The sequence below is a fragment of the Leisingera sp. S232 genome (genome assembly GCF_049800895.1).
GTDB lineage: Bacteria > Pseudomonadota > Alphaproteobacteria > Rhodobacterales > Rhodobacteraceae > Leisingera.
Window position 1 is genome coordinate 25775 of the sequence record NZ_JBNAFX010000006.1, and the last position, 13910, is coordinate 39684.

Sequence of the window (13910 nt, forward strand, 5' to 3'; positions counted from 1 at the left end):
CCTGCGGGATCAGTCGTCCTCATCCGGGCAGGGCCTTGACAGCAGGCCGCCCGGGTCGCGGCGGATGGCGCCTCTTAGCTCAAGGTCCGTCAGGGCTGGTGCCAGATCCTGCGGCGGCAGGGACAGGTCGCGGATCAGCTGGGTTTCAGACGTGGGGGAAGGGCCAAGCCGGCCGAGGATTTGCTGATGCAAGGCGTGGGTTTCCGCGAGGCTGCGCCGCTGTGGCGGCTGTGGCAGGGCCGCAAGGGCCTGCTGCAGATCCTGCGGCGCCGCCGCAGCAGCCGGCACTGTCTCCGGCGGTGGCAGGGCCTCCAACACGTCGCTTGCGTCGCGGACCAGCGTGGCGCCGTCGCGGATCAGCCGGTTGCAGCCGGAGCTGCGGGCATCAAACGGATGGCCGGGCACCGCCAGCACCTCGCGGCCATAATCCAGCGCATCCCGCGCGGTGATCAGGCTGCCCGATTTGGCGGCGGCCTCGACCACCACTAGCGCGCGGGACAAGGCGGCAATAATCCGGTTGCGTTTGGGAAAGTCGCGGGCCTGGGGCGCCAAGCCCATCGGCTGTTCCGACAGCAGCAGTCCGGTTTCGCTTATGTCAGCTGCCAGTTTGGCGTTTTCGGCGGGGTAGATCACGTCAGCCCCGCCTGCCAGAACTGCGATGGTGCCGGTTTTCAGGGCTGACTGATGGGCTGCGGTGTCAATGCCGCGGGCCATCCCGGACACAACTATATACCCGGCCTCCCCCAGGGATGCCGCCAGCGACCGGGCCATGCGTATCCCAAGCGAGGAAGCATTGCGTGCGCCCACCAGGGAAATCATCGGACGGTCCAGCACCGACAGGTCGCCGATGGCCCAGAGAAGGGGCGGCGCATCTTTCAGGCTTTTCAGCAGCTCGGGGTATGCAGGGTCAAAAAAGCACAAAAGCCGCGCTTTGGCGGCTTTTGCGATCTTGATTTCTTCATCTACCGCTTTGGCGGGGCATGTTTCATACCCTTTGATGCCTGCGGAACGTGCCACTTCGGGCAGCGCATCCAGCGCATTCTGCGCTGAACCATATTCGGCGAGCAGCCGGTGAAAAGTCACCGGGCCGACCCGTTTAGAGCGCAAAAGGCGAAGCCATGAATACCGGTTATCTTCCGTGGTGGGTGGGAGTGGGGGGTGAGTGGAAGAAAGTGTTTCTTCGGTCATCCGCAGCTCCGCCTGTTTGCAAGACAAGAATTAACCTTGTGAGGGTTAACAGGTGATGAACAGTCCGCAGTTTTTTGCCAATGCGTCGAAAATTTTCCTAAGCTGTTAGAAGTAGGGGAATTTTCAAAATCAATTCAGGGTTGCGTGGTGCATCGTGCCACGGCCTGGACCGGCAAAGCCTGCTGCCGGTCCGGGATTTTGCATCAGCTGCATGGGTTTGCGGCGGATTTATGCAGCTGACCCGCCGACTGTCAGTCCGCCCATCAGCACCGAGGGCTGGCCGACACCGACGGGCACCCATTGTCCGGCCTTGCCGCAGTTGCCCATGCCGGGGTCCAGCGCCATGTCATTGCCAAGGCCGCGAATCTGTTTGAGCGCGGTGGCGCCGTCCCCGATCAGTGTGGCCCCCTTAACCGGTGCGCCGACCTTGCCGTCCTTCACCCGGTAGGCTTCGGTGCAGGAGAACACGAATTTGCCATTGGTGATATCCACCTGTCCGCCGCCAAAGCCGACTGCCCAGATGCCGTCCTTGATGCCGGCCACCAGATCGTCCGGCGCAGAATCGCCACCCAGCATGTAGGTATTGGTCATCCGCGGCATCGGGGCATGGGCATAGCTCTGGCGCCGCCCGTTGCCGGTGGGGGAAACCCCCATCAGCCGCGCGTTCTGGCGGTCCTGCATAAAGCCGACCAGAACGCCGTCTTCGATCAGCGTTGTCTTCTGGCTTGGCGTGCCTTCGTCATCCACGGTGATTGAGCCACGGCGGTCCGGGATGGTGCCGTCGTCCAGCACGGTGACCCCCTTGGCGGCGATCTGCTGGCCCATCAGCCCCGCAAAGGCAGAGGAGCCTTTGCGGTTGAAGTCGCCCTCCAGCCCGTGGCCGATTGCCTCGTGCAGCAGGATGCCGGGCCAGCCGGGGCCAAGCACCACGTCCATCTCGCCGGCCGGGGCCGGGACAGCATCAAGATTGACCAGGGCAATGCGCAGCGCCTCCTGCACCTGCGCCTGCCAGTGTTCGGGATCGACCAGCCCGTCCAGACCCAGCCGGCCGCCGCCGCCTGCCGAGCCGGCTTCGCGGCGGCCGTCCTTTTCGACGATCACCGAGACATTGAGCCGGGCCATCGGACGGGTGTCGCGCACCCGCACCCCGTCGGCGCGCAGAATCTCCACCTCCTGCAGCGAGGCGGCAAGTGACGCCGAGACCTGCACCACGCGTTTGTCGATGTTGCGGGCATAATCGTCGATTTCGCGCAGTGTCTCGACCTTGACCGGGAACGGCATGGCGCTGATCGGATCAGCATCAGTGTAAAGCTTCGTATTGGTGGGCTGCGGTGCATCCGCATAGCTGCCGCCGCCATCGCCAACCGCCAGCTTGGCGGTTTCCGCTGCCCGCTTGAGCGAGGCGATGGAAACATCGGTGGAATGCGCATAACCCGCCACATCGCCGTTCACGGCCCGCAGGCCAAACCCTTCGGAGGCATCATAGCTGGCGCTGCGCAACCGCCCGTCATCAAAGGACAGCGCCTCTGACTTGCGACGTTCGGCAAAGATCTCTCCGTCCTCTGCTCCGTTCAGCGCATCGCGCAGGGTGGCCAGGGCCTCATCCTGCGGAAGCGCGGTTTCAAAGGGACGGAAGTCTGGGTTTTCCATGGCACGGTCCTCAGATTTTTTTGATCTAAATCAAGAAAGCGACGGTTTGACGCTTGGCTGCCTCTTTATCTGTACGCCCGAATATGATTTTAAGCGGCATCAAAGACAACGGGGCAGGTGCGTTTTGTGGAATCAATGATTCCCGGCGTTCGTGCTGCCGCAGGAACAATGCGATCAACCGATCAGGACAGAACATGAAAAACGCTTTGATGCTTTCGGGCCTTTTCGCCGGCCTTTCGAGCCTTCCAGCAATGGCGCAAGAAGGCCTGAAGACCATTGGCAAGCCGGTTGACGGCGGCCTGAACTTCCAGCCGGCGGCGACGTCGCTGATGGACGGGATCGTGAGGCTGGACTGGATGATCCTGGTGATCATCACCGTGATCTGCATCTTTGTGGCGGGTTTGCTGCTGTGGGCGATCCTGCGGTTCAACAAGCGTGCCAACCCGACCCCGGCCAAATTCACCCACCACACCCCGATTGAAATCGCCTGGACCATCATTCCGATCCTGGTGCTGGTGTTCATCGGATCCTTCTCGCTGCCGCAGCTGTTTGCCCAGCAGGAAATCCCCGAAGGCGACATCACCATCAAGGTGACCGGCTACCAGTGGTACTGGGGCTATGAGTATGAGGATCACGAATTCGGTTTCGAGAGCTTCCTGCTGCCCAAGGAAGATCTGGCTGCACACGGTTATGCCGAGGATGAATGGCTGCTGGCCACGGATACCGCCGTTGTGGTGCCGTCGGGCAAGACCATCGTGATGAATGTGACTGCAGCCGACGTGATCCACTCCTGGACCATCCCGGCCTTCGGCGTGAAGCAGGACGCGGTTCCCGGCCGTCTGGCGCAGCTGTGGTTCGAGGTCGAAGAGGGCAAGGAAGGCATCTACTTTGGTCAGTGTTCGGAACTGTGCGGCAAGGACCATGCCTATATGCCGATCACCGTCAAAGTGGTAACCCAGGCAGAATATGACGCCTGGCTGGAAGGCGCCAAGGAAGAATACGCGGGCATCCCGCAGGCCTATCAGGTCGCTTCCAACTGATAGCCTGGCCGCAGCGCGCCTGAATGGGCGGCATGCGGTACAGTGACACGATCCGGGTGCGCAGACCTGCGCGCCCGTTGCCGCCAAAGGACCCAAGATGAGCGACGCAAGCATCAACGCAAGCCGGGCATATGAGGACGAGGCCAGCTTTGGCGATTATTTCGCCCTGCTGAAGCCCCGTGTCATGTCGCTGGTGGTGTTCACCGCTCTGGTCGGCCTGTTGGCGGCGCCGGTTGGCGTTCATCCGGTCATTGGTTTCTGCGCCATCCTGTTCATCGCCATCGGCGGCGGCGCATCCGGTGCGCTGAACATGTGGTGGGATGCGGATATCGATAAGGTGATGAAACGCACCAAGGGCCGCCCGATTCCCGCAGGCAAAGTCACAGAGGGCGAAGCGCTGTCTCTGGGGCTGGCGCTGTCGGGTCTGTCGGTGATCATGCTGGCGCTGGCGGCGAATGTTTTTGCCGGTGCCTTTCTGGCCTTCACCATCTTCTTTTATGTGGTGATCTATACCATGTGGCTGAAGCGGGCGACGCCGCAGAACATCGTGATCGGCGGTGCTGCGGGGGCTTTCCCGCCGGTGATCGGCTGGATTGCCGCCACTGGCACCATGTCGGTCGAACCCTGGCTGATGTTCCTGCTGACGTTCATGTGGACGCCGCCGCATTTCTGGGCGCTGGCCCTGTTCATGCGCTCGGATTATGACGATGCCGGCGTGCCGATGCTGACCGTGACCCATGGTCGCCGCGCCACCCGTGTGCACATTCTGGTCTACACCGTGCTGCTGGCTGTTCTGGCCGTGGGCACCGCGTTCTCTGGCATCGGCGGCCCGCTGTATCTGGCGGTGGCGCTGGTGCTGAACGCGCTGTTCCTGCATGGGGCCTGGAAAATCACCCGCCGCAACGAAGACGATTGCGAGGCAGACAATTTCAAGGTGGAGCGCAGCTTCTTCAAACTGTCGCTTCTGTATCTGTTCCTGCACTTTGGTGCGATTCTCGCCGAGGCGCTGCTAAAGCCCTATGGCTTGGGAGGCTGGTAACATGGCTCTGCACAAGGAACATGAACTGCACAAACGGCGTTCTGGGCTCAACAAGGGTGTCGGCATCCTGCTGGCGGCCTTTGTGGTGCTGGTGATGGCGCTGACCATGGTCAAAGTGACCTCTGCCAGCTTCAAGTTCCCTGATGCGCAGGGAGAACAGAACTGATGGCGCTGCAAGGACCCCAAAAGACTGCGGCCCAGCTGATTGGCGTCGTTGTGCTGATGGGCAGCCTGTCCTGGGCGTCTGTGCCTTTTTACGACTGGTTCTGCCGCGTCACCGGGTTTGGCGGCGTGACGCAGGTGGCCAATGCCGGGTCCGACACCGTGTTGGACCAGACCATCACCGTGCGTTTTGACGGCTCCAAGGAACGCGGCATGCCGTGGGAGTTCAAACCCGTGGTGCGCGAGATGGAGATCAGGCTGGGAGAGACCGGCCTGGCTTTCTATGAAGCCTATAACCCGACCGACCGCCCTGTCGCGGGTCAGGCGTCCTATAATGTGGCGCCCTATCAGGCGGGTTACTTCTTTGAGAAAATCGACTGCTTCTGCTTTACCGAGCAGGTGCTGCAGCCGGGGGAGCGGGTGCAGATGCCCGTGACCTTCTATGTTGATCCGGAAATCATTGATGACCGGGACGCGAAATACGTGCATACGATTACATTGTCGTACACGTTCCATGAAATCGATCTGCCCGAGGGCGTCGCTGCTCTTGATACCGGGGATAACACCGGGGCAGGCACAGCCACGAACTAGGCCGCTAGGTGAGGGACACTTAAATGGCGCACGCTAAAAATCACGATTATCACATTCTGCCACCGTCGATCTGGCCACTGGCCAGTGCGGTTGGCGCATTCGTCATGCTGGTTGGCGCAGTCTTCTGGATGAAGGGCATGTCGTCCTGGATGTTCTGGATCGGCTTCGTCGGCGTTCTGTACACCGCTTTTGCCTGGTGGGCAGAAGTGGTCAAGGAAAGCAAGGTCGGCGATCACACCCCCGTTGTCCGCATTGGTCTGCGCTACGGTTTCATCCTGTTTGTGATGTCCGAGGTGATGTTCTTCTTCGCCTGGTTCTGGTCATTTTTCAAACACGCCATGTACCCGATGGAGACCTATTTCGGCACCGAATATGCCGCACCTGAGATCTACGCAGTTGACCCGTTTCACCTGCCGCTGATCAACACCCTGATCCTGCTGCTGTCTGGCTGTGCGGTGACCTGGGCGCACCACGCGCTGGTTCACAACAACGATCGCAAGGCGCTGATCCAGGGCCTGGCCATCGGTATCGCCTTTGGCGTCGCCTTTACCTTCCTGCAGGGCTATGAATACGCGCACCTGCTGCACGAAGGCTGGAAATTTGGCGAAGACGAGTTCTATTCGAACTTCTTCATGGCCACCGGGTTCCACGGCTTCCACGTCGTGATCGGCACCATCTTCCTGACTGTCTGCCTGATCCGCGCAATGAAGGGTGACTTCACCCCAGAACAGCACGTCGGCTTTGAGGCCGCGGCCTGGTACTGGCACTTTGTGGACGTCGTCTGGCTGTTCCTGTTTGTGGCTGTCTACATCTGGGGCACCGCTGGTTTGTAATGGTTACATGTTTGCGGTTTCAAAAACCGCAGACAGACCTTAATGAGCAAGGCGCGCAGGGGACACCTTGCGCGCCTTGTCTATTGAAGCGGAGCAGCCCGGATGCGGCGTGTCATCTTCCTGTTGATCATCAGCGGCGCGGGCCTGGCCATTCTGATCGGCCTGGGCACCTGGCAACTGCAGCGCAAAGCCTGGAAGGAAGACATCCTGTCCACCATCGAGGCGCGCATCGCCGGTGCGGCTGCCGACCACCTGCCGCTGGCCTTGGACAGGGACACGGACAAGTACCGCCCTGTCCGCCTGCAGGGGGAAGCCGGTGCAGAAGAGCTGCATGTTCTGACGTCGATCAAGGACATCGGTCCCGGGTACCGGGTGATTTCCCCCTTCACGCTGGAAGATGGCCGCCGGGTGCTGATTGACCGCGGCTTTGTGACGGTGACCGAAAAGCAGGCTGCGCGTCTGACGGGCGCAACTGTCATCGAAGGCAATATTCACTGGCCGCAGGAGACTGACAGCTTCACGCCCCAGCCGGACCTTGCAGCCAACATCTGGTACACCCGCGACGCGGACCAGATGGCGAAACAGCTGGACACCGAAGCAGTGATGATTGTCCTGCGTGCGAATCCCGAGGGCGAGACAGGCCTGCTGCCAATGCCGGTCGACACTGCCGGCATCCCGAACAACCACTTGCAATACGCGATCACCTGGTTTTCGCTGGCCTTTATCTGGGCCGCGATGACCCTCTACTTTCTGCGGCGCAGCCGCCCCTAACCTGAAGAGCTGAAGGCGATGAAATATATCTCGACCCGGGGCCAAGCGCCCGAGCTGACCTTTGAAGACGCAATGCTGACCGGCCTCGCGCGCGACGGCGGGCTTTATGTGCCAGCCGAAATCCCGCAGATGTCCCAGGACGAGATCGCGGCGCTGGCGGGGCTGTCGTATGAGGAAACCGCTTTTCGCGTCATGCGCCCTTTCATCGGCGACTGTTTCACGGATGAAGAATTCCGCGCCATCATCGCCCGTGCCTATGCAGGGTTCGGCCACGCCGCCCGCGCGCCGCTGAAACAGCTGGCACCGAACCATTTCTTGCTGGAGCTGTTCCACGGCCCGACGCTGGCCTTCAAGGACTTTGCGATGCAGCTGATCGGCCAGCTGTTCCAGTCCGCACTTGAGCGCCGGGGCGACCGGGTGACCATTGCGGGCGCCACCTCTGGCGACACGGGTTCCGCCGCCATGGAGGCCTTCCGCGGCCTCAGCAATGTGGATGTGTTCATCCTCTATCCGCATGGCCGTGTGTCCGAGGTGCAGCGCCGCCAGATGACCACACCGCAGGACGCCAATGTGCATGCACTGGCGGTTGACGGCGACTTTGACGATTGCCAGGCGCGCGTCAAAGACATGTTCAATGACTTCGATTTCCGCGATGGCGTGAAGCTGGCAGGTGTGAACTCGATCAATATCGCCCGCGTGTTGGCGCAGGTGGTTTATTACTTCTCCGCCGCCGTGAGCCTCGGCGCGCCGCAGCGCAAGGTGAGCTTTACCGTGCCGACAGGCAACTTTGGTGACATTTTTGCGGGCTTTATCGCCAAGCAGATGGGCCTGCCGATTGATCAGCTGGTGGTCGCCACCAATCAGAACGACATCCTGCACCGTTGCCTGTCGGGGCAGGGCTATCACAAGGGCGACACCCAGCCCTCGATCTCGCCGTCGATGGATATTCAGGTGTCGTCGAACTTTGAGCGCGCCCTGTTCTACGCCTATGGCAAGGATGCCAAGGCCATTGCCCAGTTGATGGATGAACTGAAGACCGGCGGCTTTGACGTCTCGCAAGGCGCGATGCAGGCGCTGTCGGAAACCTATGCCTCGGGCCGTACCTCTGAAGAAGAAACGCTGGCCACCATCAAGTCCGAACTGGCGGCCTCGGGCGAATTGCTGTGCCCGCATGGCGCAGTTGGCGTGAAAGTGGCAAATGAGCACCGCAAGGCAGACGTGCCGATGATTACCCTGGCCACCGCGCATCCGGCGAAATTCCCGGCCGCTGTAGAAGATGCCAGCGGCATTCATCCGCCCTTGCCGCCGCGCATGTCCGACCTGTATGAGAGATCGGAACGGGTGACCCGGATTGCCAATGATCTGGCTGCCCTTGAAAATCACATCAGAAAGAACATCGCGCATTGACCGTACAGCAGCACACACTCGCCAACGGGTTCCGTATCGTCTCCGAGCGTATGCCGGGCCTGGAATCGGCGGCGGTCGGGATCTGGGTGAGCGCCGGCGGCCGCCACGAGCGGCTGGAGCAAAACGGCATCGCCCATTTTCTGGAGCATATGGCCTTTAAGGGCACCCAGCGGCGCACGGCCTTGCAGATCGCCGAGGAGATCGAGGATGTAGGCGGTTACATCAACGCCTACACCTCGCGCGAGGTGACGGCTTATTACGCCCGGGTGCTGAAAGGCGACGTGCCGCTGGCGGTGGATGTGATCGGGGATATCCTGCTCAATCCGGCGTTCGATGCGCGCGAGATCGAAGTCGAGCGCGGCGTGATCCTGCAGGAGATCGGCCAGTCGCTGGATACGCCGGACGACGTGATCTTTGACTGGCTGCAGGAAGAAAGCTATCGCGGCCAGCCGCTGGGACGGACCATTCTGGGCCCGGCGGAGCGTGTACGCAGCTTCAGCCGCGAGGATCTGCAAGGCTTTGTCGGCGAACATTACGGCCCCGGCCAGATGATCCTGGCAGCCGCGGGCGGCGTGGATCATGACGCGCTGGTCAAACTGGCAGAGCAGCTGTTCGGCCATATGCAGGCCAAGCCGGAATTCACTGCAGAAGGCGCGACCTTCACCGGCGGCGAGGCACGGCAGGTGAAGGATCTGGAGCAGGCGCATTTCGCGCTGGCCTTTGAAGGGCCCGGCTACCGCAACCAGTCGATGTACACCGCACAGATCTATGCCAGCGCGCTTGGCGGCGGCATGTCCTCGCGGCTGTTTCAGGAGGTGCGCGAAAAGCGCGGCCTTTGCTACACGATCTTTGCGCAGGCAGGCTCTTATGCCGATACCGGCGCGATGACCGTTTATGCCGGAACCTCGGGCGAGCAGCTGGCAGAGCTGGCGGGCATCACCATCGACGAGATGAAACGCGCCGCGGATGATATGAGCGATGCCGAGGTTGAACGCGCCCGTGCCCAGATGAAGGCCGGGATGCTGATGGGGCTGGAAAGCCCCTCGAACCGGGCTGAACGGCTGGCGCGGCTGGTGCAGATCTGGGGCAAGGTGCCGTCGCTGGAAAGCACGGTGGACCGTATCAATGCGGTCACCACCAAAGATGTGCGCGCGCTGGCGGAGACCATGGCGGTGTCGGCACCTGCGGCGCTGGCGCTTTATGGCCCGGTGAACGGGGCGCCCACGCTGGAGAGGCTGCAGGAGAGGCGCGCCGCCTGATGCTGCTCAATCGCCGCAAGGTCCGTATCGAAACCGAGCGCCTGACCCTCAGGCCGCCGGTGCATGCGGATTTTCACGGCTGGTCGGCGCTCCGGCAGCAGAGCCAGTCCTATCTGACACAATGGGAACCCAGTTGGGCGGCGGATCATCTCAGCCGCAAAAGCTTTACCAACCGGGTCTATTGGGCGCGGCGTTCAGTGTCCGGCGGTACCGCAATGCCGCTGTTCCTGATCCGCCGCTGTGACAACCTGCTGGTTGGCGCCATAACGCTCGACAATATCCGGCGCGGTCCGGCCCAGGCGGGCACGCTGGGTTACTGGACCGGCCAGTCCTTTGCCCGACAGGGATACATGCGCGAGGCCATCGGCGCGGTGGTGCATCATGCCTTCACCAAGCTGGACCTCAGCCGGATTGAGGCCGCCTGCCTGCCGGAAAACCAGGCATCGCGTGGGCTGCTGGAAAAATCCGGTTTCAAATACGAAGGCGTCGCCCAGTCCTATCTGCAGATCAATGGTCGCTGGCGCACTCATGTGCTCTATGCCTCCCTGCGCCACGACCGCCGCGGCAAGACGCTGACGGGGCAGGCCTAGGGGCAGGAGCCAAGGGCGGTTCTTCTTGCCGCGAAGGTCTCCCGCCCGGCGTCGGCGCATCACAGATGCACCACGCCCGTTGGGCCGGGCGCCGCCCCTGCGGTGCGGCGCTGGATCAGGCCGCAAGCGGTGCCGCGCCATGCGCCAGCATGGCGCCAGGCCCAACTGCGGGGCAGAATTTTCAATTCTGCATGAGCAGGCGGGAGAGCATGTGGTTCGAATTTCGCGCGACTGGGGCTGACAGCGGGTGCTGGCGCGCTAGAACTGCCTCATGCGCGCGATTTTCTCTCTGCTGTGCTTCATTCTGTGTGCCACTGCCCTGCAGGCGCAGGAGCGGCGGGGCAGCCATTGCATTGCTTTGGCGGGGGCCGCGCCCGGCCTGCAGTATTTGCACCAGGCCAGCTGGCAGGCGCCGGTTGCCAAGGACAGCGTGCATATCCGCTACATTGCCCATGCCTCTTTCCTGATCAGGACCGAAGGCGGGTTGAATATCGTGACCGACTTCACCGGCTTCACGGGTTCCGCGCCGTTGATCCCCGATGTGGTCACCATGAACCACGCCCATGAAACCCATTGGACCGCCCACCCCGACCCCGCGATCCCGCATGTGCTGCAGGGCTGGGGGCCGCCGGGTGCAGGCATCGATCACTTCTTGGATCTTGGCGAAATGCTGATCCGCAATGTGTCGACCGACATCCGCAACATGTTCGGCGGGGTGGAGGTGCGGGGCAATTCGATCTTTGTGTTCGAGGCCGCGGGCCTGTGTATCGGCCATTTGGGGCATTTGCACCATGTGCCAACGCCGGAGCAGTTTGCAGCCCTCGGTCGGCTGGACGTGGTGATGGCGGCGGTGGATGGCGGCATTACCCTGCCGCTGGAGCAGATGCTGGAGGTGCTGGGGCGGCTGCGCTCGTCTGTAATCATCCCGATGCATTGGTTCAGCGATTATTCTCTGGAGCGTTTCCTGGCCCGGATCGGCCCGGAATTCGATGTGGTGGATGACGGGGCAAGTGAACTGACCGTGTCGCTGCGCAGCCTGCCCGGCCGCCCTACCATCCATGTACTGCGCCCCAAGTTCCTGCTGGAAGACGAGTGACCCGGCTTGCCAGCCGCAGGGCCTTGCGGCATGGATAGGGCATGACGCTGAACCCTGCTGACACTGGCTTTGCCGCCCGCCTCTCTGCCCTGTTGCCCGATGGGGTTCTGCGCGCGCCTGAGCCACGGTATCTGGAAGAGCCGCGCGGCCGGTTCCAGGGGCAGGCAGGTCTGCTGGCCGCACCGCAGAATGTCGAGCAGGTCGCCACATTGTTGCGCGAGGCCAATCTGGCACGGGTGCCGGTGGTTCCCTATGGCGGCGGCACCGGTCTGGTTGGTGGTCAGCTCATGCCGGAAGGCCCGGCGCCGCTGGTGGTTTCACTGGAAAGGCTGGCAGCCATCCGGGCTGTGCATGCCCAGGAGAATGTGCTGATCGCTGAAGCCGGGGCCATACTGGCCGATGTTCAGGCCGCGGCGCAGGATGCGGGGCGCTTGTTCCCGCTGTCGCTGGCGGCGGAGGGCTCGGCCCGGATTGGCGGCAACCTGTCGACCAATGCCGGCGGTGTCAATGTGCTGCGCTACGGCAATGCCCGCGACCTTTGTCTGGGGCTGGAAGCGGTGTTGCCCTCAGGTGAAATCTGGCGGGGGCTGTCGCGGCTCAGGAAGGACAACACCGGCTATGACCTGAGGAACCTGCTGATCGGGGCGGAAGGCACCTTGGGCGTGATTACCGCTGCGGCTCTGAAGCTTTCACCGGTTCCGGCGTCGCTGGGAACGGCCATCTTCACCGTGACAGACCCGCAGGCGGCCCTTGCTCTGCTGGCGCTGGCCCGCGACCAGGTGGGCGAAGCGGTCAGCGCCTTCGAGCTGATCCATCGCCAAGGGCTGGATTTCCTGACGGAGACACTGCCGCAGGTCCGCCAGCCCTTTGCCGGAGCGCCTGAATGGAGTGTGCTGATCGAGCTGGGGCTGCCAAAGGGGCTGGAGGCGCAAGAGGTCCTGGCCGAGCTGTTCGCAGCCGCGGAAACCGCAGATCTGGTGCAAGACGGGGTGATTGCCCAATCCGGGGCGCAGCGGCAGATGTTATGGGCTGTGCGCGAGAATATCCCGCTGGCAAACAAGGCGATCGGCTCGGTGTCGAGCCATGACATCTCGGTGCCGATTTCGCAGATCCCAGCCTTTATTGATGAGGGCAGCGAAGTGATCGCCCGGCTTGGCGACTTTCGCATCAATTGCTTTGGCCATTTGGGCGACGGCAATCTGCATTACAATGTCTTTCCGGCCAAAGGGCGCAGGCGGGAAGACTATGACTCCTTGCGCGGCGCAGTAAAAGAGGTCGTGCATGAGCTGGTGCATGCCTTGGGCGGCTCTTTCAGTGCCGAGCATGGGGTGGGACGGCTGAAGACCGGCGATCTGGAGCGTTATGGCGATCCGGTGAGACTGGCAGCGATGCGGGCGGTCAAACAGGCGCTGGATCCCAATGGCATCATGAACCCGGGCGCAGTGCTGAGACAGGGCTGAGCCTTCTGGCAGGCGGAGGGGTCTCAAACCGGCGGAGCGCTCCCGCACCCGCGGCTGCCCGGCTGCGCCGGACCGCCTGGCGGCTTTGGGCCGGGCGCCGCGCATTCGCGCGGCGCGCCCCTTCTGGCCCAGGGGGCCTGAAGGGGCCATGCCCAACGGGAACAGACTTTCGGCAGAAAGGCGTCTGACCGGCGGGAGCTTCCCGCAGGCCGGGGAACGGGATCAAAGCCCCTCGAATTCGCAGAGCACATGCACATCCATGCCCATGTCCTCCAGCAGCTTGCGGCCGCCCAGTTCCGGCAGATCGACGATGAAGGCGCAGGAGATGATCTCGCCGCCCAGCCGCTCAATCAGCTTGATGCCGGCGCCTGCGGTGCCACCGGTGGCCAAGAGGTCGTCCACGACCAGGATTTTCTCGCCCGGCTTGATCGCATCATCGTGGATTTCCACAATCGCTTCGCCGTATTCCAGCTTGTAGTCCTGGCTGATGGTGGTGCCGGGCAGTTTGCCCTTTTTGCGGATCGGTACAAAACCGACGCTTAGCTGATGCGCAATGGCACCGCCCAGGATGAAACCGCGGGCTTCAAGCCCGACCACCTTGTCGATCTGCTCGCCCGCATAGGGATGCAGCATCTGGTCGATCGCCATGCGAAAGCCGCGCGGGTCGGCAAACAGGGTGGTCACATCGCGGAACATGATCCCTTCGTGGGGAAAGTCCACGATGGTGCGGATGTAATCCTTGACGGCGGGCTTCTTAGGCATCGGTTCGGCTCCACTGGCTCAAATATGAAATCGGCCCTGAAGTGCAGCCGGGCCATATGCGG

The 13910-nt window shown here is 62.4% G+C and carries 15 protein-coding genes; 11 read left to right on the plus strand and 4 right to left on the minus strand.

What is annotated here, in order from left to right:
* Positions 1-9: 9 nt before the first annotated feature.
* Positions 10-1188 (minus strand): DNA-processing protein DprA, encoded by a 1179-nt coding sequence (gene dprA / locus ACP151_RS06435; RefSeq protein ID WP_424978048.1) that lies wholly within the window; start codon positions 1186-1188, stop codon positions 10-12.
* A gap of 228 nt (positions 1189-1416) precedes the next feature.
* Positions 1417-2838: a metalloprotease TldD gene (gene tldD / locus ACP151_RS06440; protein WP_424978049.1), complete on the minus strand. Its 1422-nt coding sequence runs from the start codon at positions 2836-2838 to the stop codon at positions 1417-1419.
* Between the two features lie 194 nt (positions 2839-3032).
* Between tldD and coxB the strand changes: the two genes are divergently transcribed.
* The 9 genes from coxB (at position 3033) to ACP151_RS06485 (ending at position 10530) form a co-directional block, all read left to right on the plus strand.
* Positions 3033-3878, plus strand: coding sequence for a cytochrome c oxidase subunit II (coxB, locus tag ACP151_RS06445; protein WP_424978050.1), 846 nt, complete (start codon positions 3033-3035; stop codon positions 3876-3878).
* Between the two features lie 97 nt (positions 3879-3975).
* Positions 3976-4917, plus strand: coding sequence for a heme o synthase (cyoE, locus tag ACP151_RS06450; protein WP_424978051.1), 942 nt, complete (start codon positions 3976-3978; stop codon positions 4915-4917).
* Between the two features lies 1 nt (position 4918).
* Positions 4919-5083 carry a cytochrome C oxidase assembly protein gene (locus tag ACP151_RS06455; protein ID WP_424978052.1) on the plus strand — a complete coding sequence of 55 codons (165 nt, stop codon included), beginning with the start codon at positions 4919-4921 and terminating at the stop codon, positions 5081-5083.
* Positions 5083-5670 carry a cytochrome c oxidase assembly protein gene (locus ACP151_RS06460; RefSeq protein ID WP_424978053.1) on the plus strand — a complete coding sequence of 196 codons (588 nt, stop codon included), beginning with the start codon at positions 5083-5085 and terminating at the stop codon, positions 5668-5670. Before ACP151_RS06455 ends, ACP151_RS06460 begins: the two co-directional genes overlap by 1 nt.
* A 23-nt stretch (positions 5671-5693) precedes the next feature.
* Positions 5694-6503: a cytochrome c oxidase subunit 3 gene (locus ACP151_RS06465; RefSeq protein ID WP_424978054.1), complete on the plus strand. Its 810-nt coding sequence runs from the start codon at positions 5694-5696 to the stop codon at positions 6501-6503.
* Between the two features lie 102 nt (positions 6504-6605).
* Positions 6606-7274 carry an SURF1 family protein gene (locus tag ACP151_RS06470; protein ID WP_424978055.1) on the plus strand — a complete coding sequence of 223 codons (669 nt, stop codon included), beginning with the start codon at positions 6606-6608 and terminating at the stop codon, positions 7272-7274.
* Positions 7275-7292: 18 nt separating this feature from the next.
* Positions 7293-8681 (plus strand): threonine synthase, encoded by a 1389-nt coding sequence (gene thrC, locus ACP151_RS06475; protein WP_424978056.1) that lies wholly within the window; start codon positions 7293-7295, stop codon positions 8679-8681.
* On the plus strand, positions 8678-9940 hold the full coding sequence (locus tag ACP151_RS06480; RefSeq protein ID WP_424978057.1) for a M16 family metallopeptidase: 1263 nt from the start codon (positions 8678-8680) through the stop codon (positions 9938-9940). Before thrC ends, ACP151_RS06480 begins: the two co-directional genes overlap by 4 nt.
* The gene (locus ACP151_RS06485; RefSeq protein ID WP_424978058.1) at positions 9940-10530 is read left to right on the plus strand and encodes a GNAT family N-acetyltransferase; all 591 of its coding nucleotides are present in this window, start codon (positions 9940-9942) and stop codon (positions 10528-10530) included. The genes ACP151_RS06480 and ACP151_RS06485 overlap by 1 nt, the downstream gene beginning before the upstream one ends.
* A 59-nt stretch (positions 10531-10589) precedes the next feature.
* On the opposite strand, the gene ACP151_RS06490 is transcribed toward ACP151_RS06485, so the two are convergent.
* Complete coding sequence (locus ACP151_RS06490) at positions 10590-10715, minus strand: hypothetical protein (RefSeq protein ID WP_424978059.1); 126 nt, start codon at positions 10713-10715, stop codon at positions 10590-10592.
* An 86-nt stretch (positions 10716-10801) separates the two neighbouring features.
* Here ACP151_RS06490 and ACP151_RS06495 point away from each other — a divergent pair, with 86 nt between their 5' ends.
* Together ACP151_RS06495 and ACP151_RS06500 are read left to right on the plus strand one after the other, a co-directional pair.
* The gene (locus tag ACP151_RS06495) at positions 10802-11626 is read left to right on the plus strand and encodes an MBL fold metallo-hydrolase (RefSeq protein WP_424978060.1); all 825 of its coding nucleotides are present in this window, start codon (positions 10802-10804) and stop codon (positions 11624-11626) included.
* Between the two features lie 41 nt (positions 11627-11667).
* A complete protein-coding gene (locus ACP151_RS06500; RefSeq protein ID WP_424978061.1) occupies positions 11668-13086 on the plus strand; it encodes an FAD-binding oxidoreductase in 1419 nt (472 codons plus the stop codon).
* 222 nt (positions 13087-13308) lie between these two features.
* Here the strand turns inward: ACP151_RS06500 and ACP151_RS06505 are convergent, their stop codons facing one another.
* On the minus strand, positions 13309-13848 hold the full coding sequence (locus ACP151_RS06505) for an adenine phosphoribosyltransferase (protein ID WP_424978062.1): 540 nt from the start codon (positions 13846-13848) through the stop codon (positions 13309-13311).
* Positions 13849-13910: the final 62 nt, after the last annotated feature.

Excerpts from the sequence above, each read along its gene's own strand:
- dprA (WP_424978048.1), bottom strand. The coding sequence starts at position 1,188 with ATGACCGAAGAAACACTTTCTTCCACTCACCCCCCACTCCCACCCACC.
- tldD (WP_424978049.1), bottom strand. The coding sequence starts at position 2,838 with ATGGAAAACCCAGACTTCCGTCCCTTTGAAACCGCGCTTCCGCAGGAT.
- coxB (WP_424978050.1), top strand. The coding sequence starts at position 3,033 with ATGAAAAACGCTTTGATGCTTTCGGGCCTTTTCGCCGGCCTTTCGAGC.
- cyoE (WP_424978051.1), top strand. The coding sequence starts at position 3,976 with ATGAGCGACGCAAGCATCAACGCAAGCCGGGCATATGAGGACGAGGCC.
- ACP151_RS06455 (WP_424978052.1), top strand. The coding sequence starts at position 4,919 with ATGGCTCTGCACAAGGAACATGAACTGCACAAACGGCGTTCTGGGCTC.
- ACP151_RS06460 (WP_424978053.1), top strand. The coding sequence starts at position 5,083 with ATGGCGCTGCAAGGACCCCAAAAGACTGCGGCCCAGCTGATTGGCGTC.
- ACP151_RS06465 (WP_424978054.1), top strand. The coding sequence starts at position 5,694 with ATGGCGCACGCTAAAAATCACGATTATCACATTCTGCCACCGTCGATC.
- ACP151_RS06470 (WP_424978055.1), top strand. The coding sequence starts at position 6,606 with ATGCGGCGTGTCATCTTCCTGTTGATCATCAGCGGCGCGGGCCTGGCC.
- thrC (WP_424978056.1), top strand. The coding sequence starts at position 7,293 with ATGAAATATATCTCGACCCGGGGCCAAGCGCCCGAGCTGACCTTTGAA.
- ACP151_RS06485 (WP_424978058.1), top strand. The coding sequence starts at position 9,940 with ATGCTGCTCAATCGCCGCAAGGTCCGTATCGAAACCGAGCGCCTGACC.
- ACP151_RS06495 (WP_424978060.1), top strand. The coding sequence starts at position 10,802 with ATGCGCGCGATTTTCTCTCTGCTGTGCTTCATTCTGTGTGCCACTGCC.
- ACP151_RS06500 (WP_424978061.1), top strand. The coding sequence starts at position 11,668 with ATGACGCTGAACCCTGCTGACACTGGCTTTGCCGCCCGCCTCTCTGCC.
- ACP151_RS06505 (WP_424978062.1), bottom strand. The coding sequence starts at position 13,848 with ATGCCTAAGAAGCCCGCCGTCAAGGATTACATCCGCACCATCGTGGAC.